We start from the raw sequence: 22099 nt of genomic DNA, 5'->3' as shown, positions 1-22099 counted from the left end.
TCTTATTTTAGTTTAATTCTGACATTTTGGAATCCAAACTTTGGAATATGGAGCGATATGCTAGATCGCTTCGAATCGATGGCAATGGGTTGAATAACCGTCTGATCCAGTTCTTCTAATACAACCTTTTCGATATCAAGCCATAGATGCGCTGTCAATGGCGTTGTAGTACCAGAGGAGTTGTAAACGCGCATAACCAAATCATAGTTGTCGATACGCAATGCGCTCAACACATAACCCGGTTGCTCAAATCGAATAAGTGGTTTTGGTAATCGTGTTTTATCATGTTTATCAAGAAATGAGTTATCTAATTTTACGTATAAAGGATTTTCACGACGGTCGTTTTCAGCCCACACATTTCCTTCATACCAATTTCCATCATGAGGATATACTTGATATTCCATGGTAGTTGGTCCGTCTACCGTATAATCCATGCCCCACAATCCCTTTCCGACATATTGCACCGTCAACCCAAGCGGATGATCCGCACCATGCGCATAGCTCGTGGTGTGATCGGTGAATAGTGCTAAGCCTTTTTTTGAATCACCATCGGTCACATCAACCCAATTCAGCACGATGTTATTTTTAATACTATCCCAGCTATCAAAAAAGGTATTCTCTAGGCGACTTTCGGTGACGTCAAAAGGCGCATCTTTCGCAATATTTTGATTTTTGAGATTAGTCGGAAAGAGTAATTGGAGTTTATATTTGTTGTTGTAAAAGGCTTTATCGCGATCGGCTAATTTCATCTCCTTGTTATCGTATTTGCCAATCGAGGGTTGGCCTGCCCAATCAATTTGTAAGCTTGCTTTGTAGCCCGGTAAATCTTTTGCAATTAGGATTTCTTGGGTAAATGTATGCTTATCTACCTTTCCCGTAATCCTGATTTTGCCTTGTAAGCTACCTAACTCAACAACCTCCACCTTAGCGCTATTTTCAGTACTTGATCTAAATTCGCCTTGATCATAAAAGAATCCTTTCAATTGATTCCATCCCCCGTCTGCACCTTCAGGAATGAGCTCGGTGCTGTTACTTTTAAAACTGGTAATTACACCTCCTCGCTGAAGATCAATCATAAATGCTTGATGCGGCATCACCACTCGGACTGTGGATCCAAGATGCTCAATTCGAGCGACCTTCTTTTGTGATTTACGACTAGGTTTCAAGCGAAAGCTAGCTTCGGAAAGTGCAGCAACACGCGCTTCAAATAGTAGTTTGGTGACTTTTGAGTTCGCTTCCCATTGCGTCAAAACGGGTTTACCATTTCGATCTACAACTACTTGATTCGTGTCGATAAGTTGTGTATTGGGGAATGTTATTTCGGCGATATCTGTGCGATCATAGGCTTGTAGATTCTGTACGATCAATGTTGATTTTGGATCGAAAGAAACATTTGAATTGGACTCGATCGCATCTGCTATAGCGTTGGTTTCGTTGGTCCATTGCGTTACTTTACCAGCCCAGGTCAAACTATCTACCCTATTGTAAGGCACGATCCAGCAATCGTGATGCTGTGCCAGCATGAGTGGTTGCCATGCTCGTCTAAAATCGTCTGTAGGATAGCTACGCCTTCCTTTCAAATGATCGAATGCGGCAGATTTCTCCGTATAAACCATGCGATTTTCTGCTTGACGCACTTGCTGCGCAATGCGCTGCAACACTTGTGCGCCCCATACCAAGCTGACTTGCAAATCTTCCTGACTGAATCGCCATTGCTCGCTGGACTTGCTTCCTGCTGCTTTGATGGTCTTAAAATAATTGCTCCAAGTGGTATATTCCGTAGGTTTATATTCACCATCATTCTTGCCTAACCACGGACCATTGTCCCATCCGGCATCCTGAAGACACATGCCCAAAGGATGACGAATGCCATCGTTCAGCGCAGCATGGATAAAATCATTTTTGTTAAAATATCCAGTAGTTTCCCAAGTAGAACCTTCTTTAAGCGTTTCGATACCATACCTTGGCACTGTCAAAATAGATGATCCATCTGGCCCAACCCAATCCAGCAATTCGCCACCATGAGCGAGAACATATCCACCCCAACATGTATTGGGACTTTTTAGCGAAGCGTATTGAAAGCCAAAAGAACGTAAAATGCCAGGCAAAGCACTCGTAAAACAAGGTTCTTCCGAGGAATAAGTCTCTAATGATAAATTAGGAAAATGCTTATCAAGCAATGCTATGCCATATTCGAACTGGCGAATAATACTTTCGCCTGATATGTTGTAGAGATAGGGCTGCCCGTACGTAGGGTTGACAAATTCGACCCGACTATTCTCGGATTGATCAGCAATCATTTTTTTAAGACGCTGATAACCTTTCGGATCTACTTCCCTAGCCCAATCCCATGTTTCTGGTTCGATTTCCAAATTGATCCTCCAATGTGGATGCTTTTCCAATTGGTCTGCCACGAAACTGGTATAGGCTTTCGGATAATGTCCCCACTTGCCACCGTGGTATCCATCGATAAAGTAAGCCGTCTGAGCGGAGGTTCGGACAAACGGTAGCATCATGACAAGGAAAATTAGTATATAGCGATACATATCCATGGATGTTATTGCAATTAGAATTTTAATATGATGTATAAGCGAAAGACCTTGTGGCCCTCATCTATAACTGGTTGTTACAAATGTAGAGAAGGATGTTTATCGATTCGCCTATTGGAATCGTCGAAGTAAGTTTTTTATTACACATTTTAATTACAACAATTTAATTATCAATACATTAAAAATGTTAATCATATTTGATTTGGTAAACTTTCTGAGGAAAATTTGAGCACTTCGATCATGCTATTTGGCTAAAGAGCACAAAATATTGTTTGCAAATCCGAATCATTAAAATGCTTTCCCTTATTATTTATCCTGCTTTTTACTTACCTTTCAACATAGACCTGTTGTAAACCATTTAATTGTTGTTCGTGAAACGAATATTGCTAACCAAGACACTTATTTTGCTATTCTTTTTGCCGTTTTTTGTTCGAGCAAAGGATCCAACTATAGATTCGCTGTTACGAGTTTTAGATCAATCTATTAAAGAACGTAATGTTTATACAAAGCGCAAAGAAGGTCAGATAGATAGCCTTAAAATATTGATTTCTAAAACCCTCCCCGCTCTAGAGCGTATACGATTGCAGGATAACCTTATATCCGCCTATCAATCCTTCAAATGTGATTCGGCATTGGTGTATATACAAAAGAATATTGAATTAGCTACTTCAATCAATAATCAGCACTCCTTGCTAGAAAGTAAATTGAAATCTGCCTTCGTATTAGCAATGTCGGGTCTATTCACACAAAGTCGTGATATATTAGATTCAATAACTTACAGCAGTCTGCCCACGCATTTAAAAATATTTTACTGTTGGAGCATTATACGCTATAATGAAAATCTGATCAAATACACGGCAAATGAAGAATACACTAAATTTTGTAAAGAAGAGAATTACCGCTATCGAGATACACTGATCCACCTACTCGGTGAGGGATCGGATATGTATAAGAAAGAAAAGTCTTTCCAATTATTGGCAAAAGGTGCATTTGCAGAGGCCGCAGAAATTCAATCGCAATTGTTTGCAAACGAGAAACCCAACACGCATGGCTATGCGATGTCTGCTATGGGACTTTCTATTGTATACGAGGAGCTCGGCAATAACCGACTCAAAGAATATTACCTCTTACTGGCAGCCATTACGGACGTAAAATTGGCTGTAAAAGAGAATGAAGCATTGCTTAAATTGGCTATTTATCTGCAAGAACACGGTGATACAGATCGTGCGTATACGTATATCAACGCCGCATTAGAAGACGCCAATTTTTTCAATTCTCGCTTTAGAAATGCTGTAATAGCTAGATCGCAACCACTAATACAGGCTACCTATCTTCATAAGATTGCACAACAGAGTAAAAATCTACGACAATTTGCGCTGGGTTTAAGCGTCTTGGTACTAGGGCTTATTCTCACCTTATACTTTTTGTACAAACAGATCATAAAAGTATCTGAAGCTCGGAAACACCTCAAAATCGTCAACGAGCAATTGAGGCTTGTCAATATTCATTTGGACGAAGCTAACCTAATTCGTGAGCGATACCTTGGTCATTATATCAATCAATGCGGTGTTTATCTGGATAAGCTAGATGAGTTTAGAAAAAGTGTGCAGCGGAAAATTAAGGCAGGACAAATTGAAGATTTGCAACGAATTAATATATCTAGTCGTGCACAACAGCGCGATGCGGAAGAATTGTATGCCAGCTTCGACAAGACCTTTTTCCAAATGTATCCTAATTTTCTAAAGGAATTTAACACCATGCTTCGTGAAGGCGAACAATATGATCTCGAAAAAAATCAGCTCAACACGGAGTTAAGAATCTTTGCGCTAATGCGACTCGGAATTTCGGACGTGAATCAAATTGCGCTGTTCTTGAAGTATTCTATCCAAACTATTTATAACTACAAAAGTAAAGTGAAGAATAAAGCATTGCCAAAGATCGAACATTTTGAAGATAAGGTGAAGCAAATAGGAGTTTTTAACAGAGCAAATATTTAAAGCAAAGTATCATAAATATTTAGCCACCATTCTGACATGCATGTGATTGATCATTATAAAAATTTTACAGGAAAGGAATATTTGGCTACTGGCTCAGTTGTACTGGAAAATCAAATAGCTACCAACCTAGTAATACTTTGAAAATATTCTATGTGACGTAGAAAAGGTTGTAGGTGGATTGTATTAGGTAAATTATGATAAAGTCAAATCTTATTAGATGCCGAATTAAAGGTGGATTCTTGTATCAATATTATAATCTATATCTAGAGAACTAATCAATTTAGACTGATAGCCGTATATGTGACATCAAATGATGCTTGTAAAGGTTGACTAGCCTAAGAGTCATCAATGTCACACCATTAACATTCTCAAACTACATCAACAACATTGCCTTCAGTACTCCTTACATTATCTGGTAGGCATCTTATACCATTCCAAACCACATCGTCTAAGATAGTATTTATAATATTATCAATTTATTCTATATTTACGCAGGATCTTAGAATTGAAAATCATTTTAATTAGGTGCATTTTTCGGTGCGTGGTTTTAATAGTAAACCATAAATTACTAGATATAAAAAAGTTGTAGTTAGGTTTAAAATCCCTCACTCTCCGTAATTAAGCACTACATAGCATACAATTCAAATTCAGAATTGCCACCTTTGAGCATACTTTCCAAACCTTTAGTCATCAATACTTGTATGTAGGCTTACAAAAAAGGTTCGTTTAAGAGGTTTTTGATCTTAAACCAACAGAATTGGTACTGGAGTTTATCACTAAATCTGATAGTGTTGAATGATATTTTTTTGCAAAAACACACCACAAATATTTTTTTTGACTCTTATCCCTCTACTTAAGCCAGTTTACTACACCTTCCCACCCGCTGATCAAGTAGATGATCAACATTATAGCTAAAATAAAAATTGCGATTGCAAGTTGTGCTTTTCTACTATCATTCCCGTTGTGATAGGAATCAATCGGTGATTTTATTACTATATTCTCTTTACCCGACTCGGGTTGTACTAACTTCTCTGGTTGTTCAACGATTTTATCAATTTTGCTATTTCCATTGTGTAGAATATTATCTGGAGGAGTAAAATTCGATAATTTTAAAGAGTTAGAGGCGTTTATAGTTTCCAAATATTGTTCTAATGCATATTCATCTGCATAAAATACCTCCCTTGCCTTACTACCTTCAAACGACCCAACTATTCCCGCACCTTCTAATTGATCCATTATTCTCCCAGCTCGGTTATATCCAAGTTTTAATTTGCGCTGTATCAACGAAGTTGAACCTTGCTGGTGCATCACGATTAATCTAGCTGATTCTTCAAAGAGCGGATCACGATCGTAAATATCAAAATCACTAAAGAAAATTGCTTCCTCGACATTTGTTATAGGCAATAGATAGGCATTAGGATAGCCTCTCTGGGAGCCTACGAAATCACAGACGTTCTGTATAACATCATAGTCTACGAAAGGCTGTTTAACCGTAAGAAGTCTATCTCCCTGTTCAAAAATTAGTTCACCAGGCGGATTTAACTTTTCTGCTCCTACCCGATCCAATATTTTTCGCGATTCATTTTGAGACATCAAACGCATCGCTAACCGAACACTAAAATTCGCTCTAAGTTGGGGAGTAATGCTTCGAGACATGATCTGACTTGTAGCGGCAATAAAATATATCCCAGTATACAAGTTCCTTTGCGTCAAACTAATCAATGAGCTTGTTACGTCTCCATCTAGGAATGTTTGCATGTCATCCATTATCAATACGATATTAGATAAAAATCGATGCCCATCGGCAGGATTAAGTTTTCTATGGATGAATAAGTTATTATAATCCTTAATCGTTTTTACGCCTGCCGTAGTAAATAAATCCAATCTCTGGTCACACTCAATTAATAGAGCATTTATAGTCTTAGCTACCTGACCACTCTCGGCTATAGCCGGTTCTGCACCGGGTAACTTAGACAAGAAGTGTCTTTCAATCTTAGCAATAGAATTATAATCAACGGATTTACTACGACAAATTATAAACTTCAATTCCGCTGGATGAAAAACATACAGCCAGCTGATTATCTGATTATATATGAACTGCGTTTTTCCAGATGCTATTGTCCCTGCTAGTAGTAAATTTGGATGATGGTAAAGATCTCGTACAATAATTGACGGCGCAGTTCCTAACAACAATGGCAGCTCAAAATTACGGTAACTAGTCTTGACATTAGAGAGCCATAGACGCTGTGATTCTGGCAACAATTCTAATGTTGGATGCCGATAAGATGACAAATCTAATTGTGGGTCATAAGTTCCATACTTTTCTACTAAGTCTTCGGAAGAATCATTGTTATTCATTAGTTAATAATTAATAAACATCTTTATTTACAACGTAGTAATAGCAAGTGTTTAGTATCTTGATTGCTATTTGGGTAAAAATATGTTCATACAACATATGGCAACTAGAATTTTTTCTAGCTGTTACTAATTGGTTATGATTACAATTACCGAGAGTAAATTACGACATTTTTATGCTATTCAAGAAAGTTTTGTGTGATCGACTAGCTCAGTCGATTACGATTGCAAAGAGGTACATATTCTTCATTATAATATGGATTAAATTCGTAGATTTATAAAATAGCATTTGCAGCTAAAAAACAAGGTGAGCTTTTCGGTGAGTCACTTTTCTAAAAAGGGCTTCATGGCATCTTAAATCGCGATTTTGCACTCAAAATATGATCCCAGCGGGATTATAGACTTTTATATCATATCGCCAAATTATACACCAGTATATACCAGGTTAAACATAGGCCTTAAACTAAATTAAGACCTATGTTTCATAGAGCACAAGCTATTTACGATTACCATTAGTTGTACTATAGATGAATATAAACCATCCTCCAAGCGCAACGGAATATCCGATCCAAGGATTTACCATACTTAGAGCGGCAAAAAGGCCAATAGTGGAGATAATCGAAGTTAAAACAAGTCTTAAAAACGTCTTCATAGTTTAGTAATTTGAAATAACACATTTTTATCTGTACAGGCTTTCATTTGTTTAGCTTCGACTTTTTTTAGTTCAGATATTACACGTCTTTGCACATCATCTACTATACTCCAATCCTTCGAAATGTAAATATCTGTCGTTTGGTTAGCGTTGTCTACATGGTTCAGAGCTAGCGCAACGTCGTCTTTACTCATCCTACATTTATTTCTGGCAATATTGGCAAACGAATGTCGGGCCCAGTACATCGTAACTTCAGGTAGACCTGTTATTTCTTTTAATTGTTCCATACCCTTACATAAAGCCCAGTTAAAGCCATCAATTCTAGAATAGCGATTGGTAATTTTACCAATATACTTGATCAATAAAGGCTTCGCTTCATCTACTAATTTTACACTTATAAAGGCATTGTCTTTTCGTTTACCTTTCGTTTTTGATCGATAGTAATCTACTCGACCATTAACAATGTTATCTGCACATAAGTTGTATATATCTACGGCATTCATTCCGCATAAGTAAAAAGAAAGCATATACATATCTTTGGCGAGTTCAGCCCTGCTCTCGCCTTTAGTAACACAATGTTTAATTTTTAAAACCTGGCCAATTGTGTGATTTCTTTTTTTTGTTAATGGTGCCGAACCAATTTTATACTTTTTGAAAGGATAATGTTTTATGCGATAGATTCCCAAATCTTCATTATTATAAAGATCTCGAGCAGCATTGAACAACGTACGCAGATCACGCATGTGATTATGTAGTCCACTATTTGAGAGACCTTTATTCTTTGTTACAACTGTGGTTCCATTCTGATTAAAACGAGTAATCATCCTTTCCGAGCGTAAGTACTTTTCATAGCTCGCAAGCATATTAGAATGCACCTCCTTTATCGAAATGGCTTCCCTTTTAAAATAATCAGTCAAGCTATTTCTAACGACTCTAAAGTTATTGGCTGATCCTACTCTACCACTCTGTTTTAGACTTTCAATATGAGAAGAACAAAACTTTAAAAAGTCGATATCCTCATTTTGATTTAGTAAGTAATCTCTCAATGCTTCTGCGGTAAAGAAATCTAACCGATCATCCAGTTCACTAATCAGCTTTCTATACTCTCTTAACTGGGATTCAACTTTATCGGCGACGAAGGGATCCTTGATTTTGAAGTCGCTCGTTAGTTGCTTTTTAACTAAAAAGTGCGAAGTATCTAAATACTTTCTAACTCTTTTGTGTTGTACACAGATTTTAACATTAAAAGTTCCATCTGCTTTTTTGTGGTGACCAAACACCTTGGCGCTAACTGTTGCCATAATTTTTACAATTGCCACGCAAACGCTGTAACACATTTGTAACACATTTACGTGAAGTTCAACAAAAAACTATGTAAATCACACCAATCGGAGAACTCCAATTAGCGCAGGGTACAAGCTCCTAAAGTACCCTGAGAAACAAAAAAAGCCGTTTTCCGTGCAGAAAAACGACTTTTTAGATTTGTGCGCCCACCTGGGCTCGAACCAGGGACCAAAAGATTATGAGTCTTCTACTCTAACCGACTGAGCTATAGGCGCGGTTATTTATATTGTCAGAAACGATGCATGAATAGCTGTTTTGACGATGCAATTATCGATATTTGTAGCGACAAATCAAAATCTACAGATGCAAAATATTAAAAATATCATACTCGATTACGGCAACGTGATTTTCTCAATCGATTTTATCTTAGCGCAACAAGCTTTTAGCCAACTAGGTGTACAAAATGTTGAGGAAGTATTTGCTCACAAACAGCAAAATGAAATTTTTGACCAGTTTGACAAAGGATTGATTAGTCCAGCACAATTTCGTGATGGCATCCGAACATTGGCCAATGCTCCTCACTTGTCGGATGAAGACATTGATCAAGCGTGGAATGCCTTACTCATTGGTGTTCCCGCAGGGAAGCATGAATTGCTACAGCAATTAAATAGCAAATACCGTCTATTCTTACTTAGCAACAACAACGAGATCCATTACGCCTACTGCATGCAGCACATACAAGATGTGTATGGTGTAGAAAGCAATGCAGTATTCTTCGAAAAAACATACTATTCACATCAGATGGGTATGCGGAAGCCAGACCGCGAAATATTTGATTACGTGCTGAACGATGCAAAGATCACTGCTGAAGAAACACTATTTATTGATGACAGTCCGCAACATTTGGCAACCGCCAAATTACTTGGCATACGCACCGCCCTATGCAGTGCTGAAGAGCCGTTAGAAAAAATCGTAGCTGACTGGCAGTTGTAGGCGTTGCTTATTTATTTTCAGAATAAAGCTTTCATATATCCATGAATTAAAGTACCTTTGCACACCAAGAATTCCACAACGAAAGGAGGTATATAAAAAGCTATGATTATTGTAAATGTAAAAGAAGGAGAATCGTTAGATAGAGCATTGAAACGTTTCAAGAAGAAATTCGAGAAAACTGGCGTTTTGAGAGAGTTACGTTCACGTCAGGCTTACGAGAAAAAATCTATTACTCGTCGTACCCAAGTGAAGAAAGCGATCTATAAAGAATCCTTACAGTTAGACAACGCGTAAGTAACGTATTCTTACTACATAAATAATAAGGCGACCTTTTGGGGTCGCCTTATTATTTATGTATAGGTGCTATTCCTAAAGCATACGCTCCATTTTATCAAAATCTTCTGCGATCGCATTATCGGAATGATACGTAGCCAAAGAAACCAAAACATTGACCAATAATGCCGCAAAAAATCCTGGAATAATCTCGTAAACTTCCTTATAATTATGCGGCATATAAACCCACAAAAGCACCACAATACCGCCCGTCAACATTCCACTTAGGGCTCCCCATCGCGTAGATTTGCGCCACAACAATGACAATAACACAACCGGACCAAATGCTGCTCCAAAACCTGCCCAAGCATTACCCACTAGATTCAAAATACTATCCTGCGGATTTAAGGAAAGTAAAATTGCAATAAGCGCGACCAACAGCACCGACATGCGACTCACAATCAGCATACGCGATGCAGAAGCTTTCTTATGGAGCAAGGCCTTATAGATATCCTCCGTCATCGAACTCGCCGTCACGAGCAGTTGCGACGAAATTGTACTCATCACTGCCGCTAAAATAGCCGACAACAGGAAACCGCCAATCAGCGGGTGAAACATGATGCGAGATAAATAAATAAAGATCGTCTCCGCCATCTCCTTCGATGCATCAAACTGCGACATCATCGCCACATCATTTTTAGTAAGGTAAGCAATCCCGAACAAACCGACTAACATGGCACCGCCAACGGTAAAGATCATCCAGCTAATACCAATGTTGCGTGCTTTCTTTAGCTGGCTCACTTTATCAATCGCCATAAAGCGAACCAAAATATGCGGTTGGCCAAAATAACCAAAACCCCAAGCCAATAACGACACGATGCCGACCGTAGTCGTCCCTTTAAAAAGATCCAGATAATCCGGATTTTTCTGCCGAATGATGGAAAACGTCTCTCCCAGCCCACCGAGTTCAATGATCATGACAACGGGCAGAATAACCAACGCCAACACCATAATCGCGCCTTGCACAAAATCTGTTAAACTGACTGCCAAAAAACCGCCTAAGAAAGTATAGGCAACCACCACGGCGCTAGTAACCATCAGACCTGTCGTATAATCCATATTGAATGCGGACTCAAACAAGCGCCCGCCAGATACCATTCCTGCAGAAGTGTATAACGTAAAGAATATCAAAATGAGCACACTGGCGGTAATTTTCAATAACTGTGATTTATCCCGAAATCGATTTTCAAAATATACGGGCAAGGTAATGGCATTATTGGCCACTTCGGTGTAGGCACGCAGGCGTGGCGCTACTAATACATAGTTCATAAATGCGCCAAAGGTCAATCCGATTGCAATCCATGAGGCTGACAATCCCGATAAATACATAGCGCCAGGAAGCCCCATAAGTAGCCAGCCACTCATATCCGAAGCACCAGCCGATAATGCCGTAACAGCAGCACCAAGACTGCGTCCTCCTAACAAAAATTCTTCGGTATTGGCAGTAGATTTTTTATAAGAATAAAAACCAATCAGGAGCATCAAGACCATGTAAAGGCCAATGGAGATACCTTCGTATATATTCATAATTTAGCAGTAAATTAAACCTGAAGATAGGGAAATTTTCGAAAAAAGAAAAGCATCAGGATAATCCTGATGCTTTTCTTTACAAAGTAATATATACTTATTTTAATCGCAATTAATTACTCCGCATGAAGCCAAGCTTTCTTCGACAGTAATTCTTCTTCCGACTCTACTACATCTTCATCTTCCACACAGCAGTCTACCGGACATACTGCAGCACATTGTGGTTCATCATGAAAACCTACACATTCCGTACATTTGTCTGACACGATGTAATAAACTTCATTTGACACTGCATCTTGAGACTCATTTGCGTCCAATGTAACTCCGTCACCAAAATCAATGATACCTTCTAATGCTGTACCTTCCGAAAATTTCCAAGTTACTCCTGCATCGTAGATAGCATTATTAGGGCATTCTGGCTCACATGCACCACAGTTTATACACTCGTCTGTTATTTTAATTGCCATTTATATCCTCTCAATAATTTTTTTAAACTAGTTTTGCACTTCAAAGTTAAACAATCCTACATTTAATATCTACAAATATTATAGATTATTATTCATAGGATTTACAACTGCCTGCAAAGATAGAGCAAAATTCGGTGATATTTGTTCTAAATAATTTAAAGAAAATAGCATTTTGACAAAGAATCAACGTATAGCAGCATTCGCACAATTAGGTGATTTCCTGCGTGCAAACAATCAAAGTTTAGCCGATCTCTTAGCTCGTATCGAAGTTAAAAACCCTTGGTATACGACCGAAAACGTATATCTGCAGCTGCATGCAATCGCACAAAATCTTACCTCCAAACAGCTAAGCAACTGGACGGAGACACTTCCTGATAACTCTTCGGACAAAACCGTCGCGCTGGTATTAGCGGGCAATATACCACTAGTAGGTTTTCATGATATTTTGAGCGTATTAATAAGCGGTTTTAAGGTGCAAATCAAGCCTTCGTCGGATGATGCGGGGTTGACGACTTGGATTTTGCAACAGCTCGTAGAAATAGAACCTCAATTTGCCGCTAAAATTGAAATCGTTGAGCGTTTAGGAGCACATGATCTTATCATCGCGACCGGAAGCAACAATTCTGCTCGCTATTTTGAGTATTATTTCGGCAAAAAACCACATATCATCCGCAAAAATAGAAACTCTGTCGCTATTCTGGATGGCAGTGAAACGCCCGAACAAATAGCGCAACTAGGCCATGATATTTTCGATTATTTCGGCTTAGGTTGTCGTTCGGTATCAAAAATTTATATACCAGAAAATTACGATATCGCACAGTTTTACGAAGGTATTGCTGATTTCCAATCGGTAAGCCAACATCACAAATATGGCAATAATTACGACTATAATAAGTCTATTTTCTTAATCAATGGCGATGTGCATTTCGACAATGGTTTTCTATTGCTTAAAGAAGACAAAAACTGGGCTTCTCCCCTCGCCGTCGTGCATTTTGAGCGTTATGCTACATTGGCCGATGTGGCCAATGATCTGGATGCGGCACAAGATCAAATCCAATGCGTGGTCACCAATGCACAGATCTCATCCAATGTACCGCTATTTACATTTGGCGAGAGCCAATGTCCAGCGTTGGATGATTATGCAGATGGCGTAGATATTTTAGCATTCCTAGAACAACATAGATAGTGTAGTAATTAGTGGTTCTCCGTCTAAAGAATTGTTAATTTTCCGAGCAATTCGGGCGCTTATCATGAAAAAACTATACATTTGATAATTGAACTTTACAATTGGCAACTAAAGTTTGCATTTGATCGGTAAGATGTATTTAATAAAAGTAAAAGGTGTCGCAAAAATTCCGGATTACGTACAATTGCGTGATGAAGCTTTCACCCTATTGGCCTACTTTCGAGTAGACCGACCAGACAAGTCGCTGGACAAAATAGGTTTAGGTGACAAATTGGATTACATTATGCAGATCGCCCAAGAAATTCCTTTCGGTCAGATTGTCAAACTTGATTTATAATTTTTTATGGCAGAACATTCCGTTATCAGACTCAAAAATATTGATATCTATCAGCAGAAACACCTCGTATTGGCTAATGTCAACCTCAGCATTCAATCGGGTGAGTTTATTTATCTGATCGGACAATCCGGTTCCGGAAAGAGTAGTCTTTTAAAAATTATCTATGGCGACCTATACATCGCTACAGGTGAGGGTATGATTGCTGGATTCGACCTGAAAAAACTACATGACAATGATGTTCCTTATCTGCGACGCAAGTTAGGCATCGTTTTCCAGGATTTTCACTTGCTAAATGATCGTACTGTAGAGAAGAATTTAGAATTCGCCCTCAAAGCTACTGGATGGAAAGATCGCGGATTGATCGAAAACCGTATGGTCGATGTATTAGAAAAAGTGGGCCTACGCTCCAAATTGAAGAAAATGCCGCACGAGCTTTCTGGTGGTGAGCAGCAGCGTGTGGTGATTGCCCGTGCTTTGCTTAATGATCCCGAAATCATTTTGGCAGATGAGCCAACCGGAAATTTAGATCCGGCTACCTCCGAGGAGATCATCCTATTATTGCGCGATATTGCTGCATCCGGAACTGCTGTATTAATGGCTACGCACGATTATCAAATCATTCGTAATATGCCGGCTCGTATCTTACGCACCGCAGATGGTGCGTTGCACGATAATGTCACTATTTAACATCAGTTTTTAACTGACACAATTACACAAATCAGACAAATTGTATGTCGATCCGCTTGAAAACTGACAGCCTGTCGGCGAATAGCGTATTGGCAAATAAATTGAACATCCCTCAGGACAATTAGGGATTGTTTTATAGTATATCAACATGGTAAACGAACACGAACATAATCAAGAAGAAGAGAGCTTGGAGCAAGAGCAACTTGACACCAACGAGGAAAATAATGAGCAAGAGCCAGCAGCAACCGATGAAGAATCGGATATCGCTGTAAAATTGGAAGAAGCGCAGGATAAATACGCGCGTTTACTTGCCGAATTTGAGAACTATAAAAAAAGAACCTCTCGTGAGAAGATAGAAATCATACAATCTGCTGGCAAAGAGGTCATAGGTAAATTGTTACCCGTTTTGGACGATCTGGATCGCGCATTGCTGTCAATGGCTGCCGCACAAGATGTACAAACGGTAAAAGAAGGCGTAGAATTGGTCAATACCAAATTCAAGAAACTGTTGGAACAACAAGGCTTGAAAGAAATGGATGTTGTAGGACAGGCATTTGATTCTGAATTTCAGGAAGCCATCACAGCAATCCCCGCGCCGACAGACGATATGAAAAATAAGGTAATCGACGTGGTAGAAAAAGGTTACTTATTGAATGATAAAGTAATCCGATTCGCCAAAGTGGTGATTGGTCAATAGAAATAGAAAAAGATGTCAAAAAGAGATTACTACGATATATTAGGTGTTTCCAAAAGTGCAGATGCCGCAGAGATCAAATCTTCCTACCGGAAGCTAGCAATCAAGTATCACCCGGATAAGAATCCGGATGATCCGCAAGCTGAGGAACAATTTAAGGAGGCGGCGGAAGCTTACGAAGTACTCAGTAACCCAGAAAAGCGCAGACGCTACGATCAGTTTGGTCATGCTGGCAACAGTGCTGCTGGCGGATTCGGCGGCGGTGGCGGCATGAACATGGATGATATTTTCAGCCAATTTGGAGATATCTTCGGTGGCGGCGGCGGCGGCAATCCGTTCGAAGGATTTTTCGGCGGCGGTGGCTCGCGCGGCGGCGGTCGTCGTGTACAACGGGGCTCTAATCTACGGGTAAAAATAAAACTTACGCTAGAAGAAGTCGCTCAAGGCGTAGAGAAAAAAATCAAAGTAAACAAGCAAGTTGCTTGTCAAACCTGTGATGGTACGGGTGCTAAAGATAAAAGCTCGTATCATACCTGTAGCACTTGTAATGGATCTGGTTCGGTAAGGCGCGTAACAAATACGATTCTTGGACAGATGCAAACCACCAGTACCTGTCCGACATGTAATGGCGAAGGTATTGAGATTACGGCCAAATGTACCACTTGTAAAGGCGAAGGTTTATCGCGCAGCGATGAAAATATCACGATCAACATTCCGGCAGGTGTAAGTGAGGGCATGCAATTATCAATGAGTGGTAAAGGTAATGCTGCGCCACGTGGCGGTGTACCAGGAGATCTAATTATCCTTGTGGAAGAGATTCCGCACGAATCCCTGAAACGTGATGGAATCAATGTAATCTATGATTTATACATCAATTTTGCCGATGCAGCGTTGGGTACAAGCGTTGAAATTCCGACGATTGATGGTAAAGCCAAAATTAAAATAGATCCAGGAACTCAAGGTGGTAAGATTTTGCGACTAAAAGGCAAAGGATTGCCGGAAGTAAATTCATATCATAAAGGTGACCAATTGGTATACGTCAACGTGTGGACTCCAAAAGCAGTATCAAAAGAGGAACGTGATGTATTAGAAAAATTGAAAGATTCCAATAATTTTAAACCGCAACCGGGCAAAAATGAGAAATCATTCTTTGAGCGGATTAAAGAGTATTTTGAATAATAGAAAAGCTTCTCATCCAACTTTGGGTGAGATGATTACCATATAGCATACGAAGAGGTTGGCTGAGTAAGGCAGCCTCTTCGTGTTTTATAACTTTTCTACCAAAAAAGTGAATACAAGTGTAGCAATAATGGAACACTAACCGTATACTAGGTATTGAAAAACAATTAGTATAATAAAAGACTAACGTAAAATCTACATGAAAAAATTAGTGAATCTAAGAAATGCTTGTGCTGTAGCACTTAGCGTTGTGCTGTTTGGCAGTTGTATGAAAAATGATAACATTCCTCAAGAGCCGCAACCATATGCGAGTATCGTTTTTTTCAACGCATATCCTTATTCTACTGGAGTAACTTTGAGTTAGATGGACAGACGATACAACAATATAATAATCGTAACTCTTTAATTTATGGTGATTATATTGGGCTTCCTACAACAAAATTTGGCGATCAAAAGTTGGTTTATCTTGCGGCAAACAATACGATTCTGAATGAATCTACCATAAAATTGGAGGAGAATGGCACTTATTCTTCGTTCCTATACGGAAATGAAGAAGCGAAGAAAACAATTCTTCTTAGAGATTCGGCTTCGACTTCGACAGATTCACGCCCAAAAATTCGTTTTGTGAATCTTGGAGAGAATGTTGGAAATGTTGATCTCTTCCTCGCTGGTGAGCGTGTTAACGAATTAAGTAACCGTGCAACAGAAACACAACAATCGACATCTTTAGCTCAACGTTTTATTTCAAGTCCTAGAGAAGCTTCTGGTGCGCAAATCGTAATTAAAGATAGCGAGGGTGTAGAAATCGTCAAAACGCAAGACCCTTATAACTTTGCCTCCAATCGTTATTACACCATAGTACTACATGGTGACAAGTTGTCTACTGGCGATTCTACTGAAGCAAAAGCTAGGGCACCAAAAATCACTGTCTATTTTTATTAATTATAGTTTTATCGTCGGAAAAAATTATTAGCATCAACCCATTTAACTAGAATTAGTTACACAATAAGTTGATTAGTTAATTTTAATAAAATAGAGAAGTCTCTATCCATATGGATAGAGACTTCTTTGTTTTCCAAAAACTTATAACCTATGGATTAAGAGCCTTATTTTATGTTTCTGTGAATTTTGATAGAATGGTGTCTTGTATTCATAACGATTAAACAGTATGATTTTAAGAAATAATTTATTATTAAAAACAAATAATGTAGCGTAAAGAAATTTAAATTCGTTATGTGGGTATAATATTTAAAATAGACTAACGTAAAAATCCACAATGAAACAATTAACGAATCTGAAGAAAGTTTTAGTATTGATGATTAGCATCATCACGTTGGCAAGTTGCTCGGATATTGAGCCTACGCCACGAGCACCTGCAGCTCGCCTCGCTTTGCACAATGCGTACTCACCTATCCCTACTATCCAGCCACGCGTGAATGATCTAGCAGCAGCAGCGATTCCTTACGGGAGAGCAGACGGCTATTATGAATTCACTAATATTACTAACCAGACTTTGACATTTATCAATCAAGGTACAAATCAAGTTTTGGTGGATAGAGTGCCATTACGCATTGAACTGGAAGGAGAATATACTGGTGTTATTTATGGAAATGCCATACCTGGCAAATTTATTTTACTCAAAGACACTGTTATACAAAACGCATCCACGAACCCACGTATACGTTTTCTAAATGTAGCAGAAGGCGTACAAGCTGTAGATTTGTTTATTGGAACGGATAGAATCGAAAGCTTGAGCAATCGTAGCCAAGAAGATCAATCCAATAGCAGACTGAGCGAACGATTCATCTTAAGTACAAGGCCAGCCGGAGCCACAGATATTACTGTCAGAGATCAGCAAGGCAATGTCATTGCTACTTTACCATCTTACAACTTTGGTGCAGCACGGTACTATACCATCATGCTTTTAGGAGATAGCGCTTTTAATGAACAAAGCCCTACTGCCGAAGACCGACTTAAAGCATTAAGAATAAACACATTTGCACATTAAGAATAAGTTTAGGACTGGTGGTTTTTGTATCTTCGAGTTACAAAAACCACTTATCTTTTCCTCTTTCCCATATTTCTGCTGCCCCCAAAAAAACGGGTAATAGCTAATTACTACCAAATTTCCCCAATCTATCCCAATAATAGCTACAATTAACCTCTTTTGACAGATTCATCAATGAAATGAAGCAAAAGTTAGTGTCTTACTGACACATTTGCAGGCAACCAACCAAATGTACTATTGCAGGGAGATAGCCAATAAATACGGCATTTTGCAATTATTGAATTTTGTGGAAATACACAAAAATTTAAAAAAATCACCAATTTTCCCTCGTTTTGCACGGATATTGCTCCATTTTAGGTGAAAAAGTGGAGAAAATCTTCATTTTCATAATTTTTAAAATCAAAATTACATATCTATGAAGGTACTCGTAATTGGAGGGGGGAATATGGGCTTCACGTACGCGGAAGCTATTGCAAAATCAACTATTTTAAAAGCGAACGACTTGATGATTTTGGATAAATCTGAAGAGCGCGTTGCTGAATTATCCACCAACCCACTGTTGGATGGCTATACCGAATTGAGTGCATGCTTACCTGCAGCAGACGTGATATTTATCGCCGTAAAACCAAATCACGCTCAGGGCTTGATGGAGCAGATGCGCCCTTTTGTAAACGAGGAGCAGGTTTTCGTATCGATCATGGCTGGCGTGACGATCAAGGTTATTCAAGAAGGACTTGGCATGAGCAAAGTGATCCGCGCTATGCCGAATCTACCAGCACAAGTTGGGTTAGGAATGACCTCTTTTACAGCGTCTAAAGAAGTGTCGCGATTAGAGCGTTCTACCATCAAGCAATTACTGGATACGACCGGACGCTCAATCTATCTAGACACCGAGAATGATATCGATGCATCGACAGGAATCTCAGGATCTGGCCCAGCCTATATCTTTTACTTCATGCAATCGATGATGGAAGCTGCACAACAAATGGGTTTTTCTGGAAGAGAAGCGCGCACGTTGGTTTATCAAACATTTGCAGGAGCGGTAGAACTTTTTGGCTCTTCTGACTTAGATCCAAATGCTTGGATGGCCAAAGTAGCATCCAAAGGCGGAACGACACAAGCTGCCTTGGACTCGATGGAAGATAATAACGTGAAAGAACAAATTAAAGAAGCCGCTTATGCTGCATTCAACCGAGCGGTAGAACTTGGAAAAGAATTCAATCATGCATAATAACACAGAGAAAGAATCTAAACCTATTAAACGTGTAGTGATCAAAGTGGGTACTCACGTTATAACAAATAAAGACAATCGCATCGTAGAAAAGGTGCTTCAAAAGTTAGTAGATCAGATTGCTTACCTGCACGAGCAAGATATAATGACCGTTCTAGTATCATCTGGCTCCGTAATAGCGGGAAAAGAAGTAATGCGTCATCAACTCAAAACGGATGATAAAATTATTCGCCGCCAGGTATTTTCCGCTATAGGCCAGCCGCGCATGATGCGCCATTACTATACTTTATTCCGTTCTTATGGAATTCGCTGCGCACAGGTATTAGCTACCAAAAGAGATTTTGACGCTGGTCCGCATCGCGAGAATATGATTAACTGCTATGAAGGATTACTTCAGGAAGGTGTCGTACCGATTGCCAACGAAGATGATGCTGTTTCACTATCCATGTCTACCTTTACAGACAACGACGAATTGGCTAGTTTGGTAGCAGAACTAATCAAGGCTGATATGCTGATTTTGCTTACCGATGCAGACGGCTTCTTTAGCGGACATCCGGAAGATCCTGATAGTGAATTGCTCAGCCACATCAGTGCGGACGAACCCGTAGAGCAATTTGTGCAAGAAAGTACAAAAGGCGAAGCGCAGGGCCGTGGTGGCATGAAATCCAAATTAAATATCGCCAAAAAAACCGCAAATCTGGGGATTACAACCTATATTGCAAATGGCAAACGACCGAATGTCGTACTCGATATTGTGAATGGTGTAGATGTAGGTACGAAATTTACCGTATAGCCAGTCCGCAACCTATTCATTAAACCAAAAAAAGAAAAATAACATGAAACGTTTACATACAGACATTAAAAATCAGGTGTTGACGTCAATGATCAACATATTGGACAGTAGCCGCAGCGATATTTTGGCTGCAAACGCTGAAGACATTGCTAATTTTGAGGGCAAAGATCAAGCACTCTATGATCGATTGCTGGTAAATGATAAGAAGATCGACGAAATGATTCGTGCCGTCCGGGAAGTAGCCGGACAGGAAGATCCGGTCGGTAAGACCATTTCTGACCTCACTTTAGAAAATGGTTTACATATTGTCAATCAGACTGCGCCATTCGGCACGATCATGATCATCTACGAATCAAGGCCAGATGTAACTATCGAAGCTGCCGTATTGGCTTTCAAAGCCAACAATCGGATATTGTTAAAAGGTGGTAAAGAAGCTATTCATACCAATCAGGCATTGGTGCGTTGCTGGCACAAGGCGCTGGCAGAGCACGATCTACAGGAAGATTGGATTCAATTATTGACTCTTAATCGGGAAGATACACAAGAATTTTTGCGCAACCCACCGCAACGCTTAGATCTTATTGTACCGCGGGGAGGCGAACGCCTGATCGCTTTTGTGAAAGAGCACGCGCGCTGCGCGGTCTTGATCAGTGGCCGTGGTAATAATTTTGCCTACATTGCTGAAGATGCAGATTGGGAAATGGCACTCAAAGTAGTTGTTCATTCCAAAATTGATAAAATCAGTGCATGCAATGCCTTAGATAAAATTTTGATTAATCCGGCTTTGCCGAATTTTGAAGAAAGAGTACAAGAATTGGGCAAGCATTTTGCGCAGGAATCAGTTGAAATTTTAGCTGATGAATCGCTCCGCAATTATTTCGCTTCGGCTCAGGCGCTTTCTGACGAGGCCTGGCATGAAGAGTTTCTTGCGAAGAAGATTGCCATCGGCACCGCGCATGAATTGGCTGCTGCCGTCCAAAAAATAAACGATTGCAGTGGTGGTCATTCGGCCATTATTTTCACCAAAGCTACCGAGAAAGCGCAAGCTTTTATGGAGCAAGTTGATTGCGCTGCAGTATATCACAATGCGTCGACAAGATTCACCGATGGTGGACAAATGGGTGTTGGTGCTGAGTTGGCCATAAGTACCGATAAATTGCATCATCGTGGACCGCTTGGTTTGGAGCAATTAGTGACCAATAAATATTACGTATTTGGCGAAGGACAAATTCGCGAATAGTTCGCATATTGGTAAATTTCACCAAGCATGTTTATCACAAACACAAAAGGCATCCTAATTGGATGCCTTTTGTGTTTGTGCCCCCCACCAAGCGTCGAGGAGTTCTTGATTTTCTTCGACCCATTCCCGGGCGGTTTCCTTTTCGTTTTTGCTAGCTTCCATGCGTGTTAGCAATTCTGAGAGCACGTCTTCCTCAAAGAAAGCATGCTGAAAATAACGATATACTTCTGGATAATCTCTTTCAAAATCATCACGTACAAATGTTTCTATATGTTCGGTATCGCCATAGATCTTCTTCGGGTCTTCGAGAAACTTCACATCGTATCGACCAAAGAGCCAATGCGGTTGCCACGCTGTTACGACGATCCAGCGCTCCTCGTCGATCGCCTTTTGCAGTTCCGAAGCCATCGCAATCATGGAAGAATTTAATTGTCGATAATCCAGATCGTATGCCAGCAGCACGCTATCGGTATATGTTGCCATTCCAGACCCGCGCTCGATACCCACGATTCTACCGCCAAATTTTTCCTTATTCGCGTTGAGCTCTTCAATGGAATTAATATCTACATATTTGGGCACCACCAATC

At 39.6% G+C, this 22099-nt stretch carries 18 protein-coding genes, 1 tRNA gene and 1 pseudogene; 13 read left to right on the top strand and 7 right to left on the bottom strand.

Annotated elements, in window-relative coordinates; all coding sequences use genetic code 11:
- Positions 1-2: 2 nt before the first annotated feature.
- Positions 3-2516: a glycoside hydrolase family 38 C-terminal domain-containing protein gene (locus A0125_RS07115; RefSeq protein WP_197464811.1), complete on the bottom strand. Its 2514-nt coding sequence runs from the start codon at positions 2514-2516 to the stop codon at positions 3-5.
- A 404-nt stretch (positions 2517-2920) separates the two neighbouring features.
- Between A0125_RS07115 and A0125_RS07110 the strand changes: the two genes are divergently transcribed.
- Positions 2921-4546: a DUF6377 domain-containing protein gene (locus A0125_RS07110; protein WP_197464810.1), complete on the top strand. Its 1626-nt coding sequence runs from the start codon at positions 2921-2923 to the stop codon at positions 4544-4546.
- An 849-nt stretch (positions 4547-5395) separates the two neighbouring features.
- Here A0125_RS07110 and A0125_RS07105 read toward each other — a convergent pair.
- The 3 genes from A0125_RS07105 to A0125_RS07095 form a co-directional block, all read right to left on the bottom strand.
- Entirely contained in the window at positions 5396-6904 is a 1509-nt protein-coding gene (locus A0125_RS07105) for a DNA translocase FtsK (RefSeq protein ID WP_066753985.1), read from the bottom strand.
- Between the two features lie 645 nt (positions 6905-7549).
- Positions 7550-8854: a site-specific integrase gene (locus tag A0125_RS07100; protein ID WP_066754294.1), complete on the bottom strand. Its 1305-nt coding sequence runs from the start codon at positions 8852-8854 to the stop codon at positions 7550-7552.
- A gap of 184 nt (positions 8855-9038) precedes the next feature.
- Positions 9039-9112, bottom strand: a tRNA-Ile gene (locus tag A0125_RS07095).
- A gap of 88 nt (positions 9113-9200) precedes the next feature.
- Between A0125_RS07095 and A0125_RS07090 the strand changes: the two genes are divergently transcribed.
- Together A0125_RS07090 and rpsU are read left to right on the top strand one after the other, a co-directional pair.
- Positions 9201-9830, top strand: coding sequence for an HAD family hydrolase (locus A0125_RS07090; RefSeq protein ID WP_197464809.1), 630 nt, complete (start codon positions 9201-9203; stop codon positions 9828-9830).
- Positions 9831-9932: 102 nt separating this feature from the next.
- Positions 9933-10124, top strand: coding sequence for a 30S ribosomal protein S21 (rpsU, locus tag A0125_RS07085; RefSeq protein ID WP_066753982.1), 192 nt, complete (start codon positions 9933-9935; stop codon positions 10122-10124).
- Positions 10125-10199: 75 nt separating this feature from the next.
- On the opposite strand, the gene putP is transcribed toward rpsU, so the two are convergent.
- Together putP and A0125_RS07075 are read right to left on the bottom strand one after the other, a co-directional pair.
- Positions 10200-11690: a sodium/proline symporter PutP gene (putP, locus tag A0125_RS07080; RefSeq protein ID WP_066753980.1), complete on the bottom strand. Its 1491-nt coding sequence runs from the start codon at positions 11688-11690 to the stop codon at positions 10200-10202.
- A gap of 116 nt (positions 11691-11806) precedes the next feature.
- The gene (locus A0125_RS07075; RefSeq protein WP_066753979.1) at positions 11807-12157 is read right to left on the bottom strand and encodes a 4Fe-4S dicluster domain-containing protein; all 351 of its coding nucleotides are present in this window, start codon (positions 12155-12157) and stop codon (positions 11807-11809) included.
- A gap of 172 nt (positions 12158-12329) precedes the next feature.
- Between A0125_RS07075 and A0125_RS07070 the strand changes: the two genes are divergently transcribed.
- The 10 genes and pseudogenes from A0125_RS07070 to A0125_RS07025 all read left to right on the top strand — a co-directional run.
- Positions 12330-13343, top strand: coding sequence for an acyl-CoA reductase (locus A0125_RS07070; protein WP_066753977.1), 1014 nt, complete (start codon positions 12330-12332; stop codon positions 13341-13343).
- 133 nt (positions 13344-13476) lie between these two features.
- Positions 13477-13680, top strand: coding sequence for a fructose-6-phosphate aldolase (locus tag A0125_RS07065; protein WP_066753972.1), 204 nt, complete (start codon positions 13477-13479; stop codon positions 13678-13680).
- A 6-nt stretch (positions 13681-13686) separates the two neighbouring features.
- Entirely contained in the window at positions 13687-14367 is a 681-nt protein-coding gene (locus A0125_RS07060; protein WP_066753970.1) for a cell division ATP-binding protein FtsE, read from the top strand.
- 148 nt (positions 14368-14515) lie between these two features.
- Positions 14516-15064: a nucleotide exchange factor GrpE gene (locus A0125_RS07055; protein WP_066753969.1), complete on the top strand. Its 549-nt coding sequence runs from the start codon at positions 14516-14518 to the stop codon at positions 15062-15064.
- 12 nt (positions 15065-15076) lie between these two features.
- On the top strand, positions 15077-16240 hold the full coding sequence (gene dnaJ / locus A0125_RS07050) for a molecular chaperone DnaJ (RefSeq protein ID WP_066753967.1): 1164 nt from the start codon (positions 15077-15079) through the stop codon (positions 16238-16240).
- A gap of 303 nt (positions 16241-16543) precedes the next feature.
- The gene (locus A0125_RS07045) at positions 16544-17182 is read left to right on the top strand and encodes a DUF4397 domain-containing protein (RefSeq protein WP_156472454.1); all 639 of its coding nucleotides are present in this window, start codon (positions 16544-16546) and stop codon (positions 17180-17182) included.
- Positions 17183-17516: 334 nt separating this feature from the next.
- Complete coding sequence (locus tag A0125_RS07040; RefSeq protein ID WP_066753962.1) at positions 17517-18248, top strand: DUF4397 domain-containing protein; 732 nt, start codon at positions 17517-17519, stop codon at positions 18246-18248.
- 415 nt (positions 18249-18663) lie between these two features.
- Positions 18664-19479 carry a pyrroline-5-carboxylate reductase gene (gene proC / locus A0125_RS07035; RefSeq protein ID WP_066753960.1) on the top strand — a complete coding sequence of 272 codons (816 nt, stop codon included), beginning with the start codon at positions 18664-18666 and terminating at the stop codon, positions 19477-19479.
- Positions 19472-20272: a glutamate 5-kinase gene (proB, locus tag A0125_RS07030; protein ID WP_066753958.1), complete on the top strand. Its 801-nt coding sequence runs from the start codon at positions 19472-19474 to the stop codon at positions 20270-20272. The genes proC and proB overlap by 8 nt, the downstream gene beginning before the upstream one ends.
- Before the next feature lie 37 nt (positions 20273-20309).
- A pseudogene (locus A0125_RS07025) lies at positions 20310-21512 on the top strand (glutamate-5-semialdehyde dehydrogenase); the annotation flags it as partial.
- 54 nt (positions 21513-21566) lie between these two features.
- On the opposite strand, the gene A0125_RS15580 reads toward A0125_RS07025, so the two are convergent.
- The gene (locus A0125_RS15580; RefSeq protein ID WP_197464808.1) at positions 21567-22091 is read right to left on the bottom strand and encodes a glycine betaine ABC transporter substrate-binding protein; all 525 of its coding nucleotides are present in this window, start codon (positions 22089-22091) and stop codon (positions 21567-21569) included.
- Positions 22092-22099: the final 8 nt, after the last annotated feature.

The sequence above is a fragment of the Sphingobacterium populi genome (assembly GCF_001586775.1).
Lineage (GTDB): Bacteria > Bacteroidota > Bacteroidia > Sphingobacteriales > Sphingobacteriaceae > Sphingobacterium > Sphingobacterium populi.
Note: the sequence above shows the minus strand (reverse complement) of the source record. Positions and strands in the feature narration are given on the sequence as shown.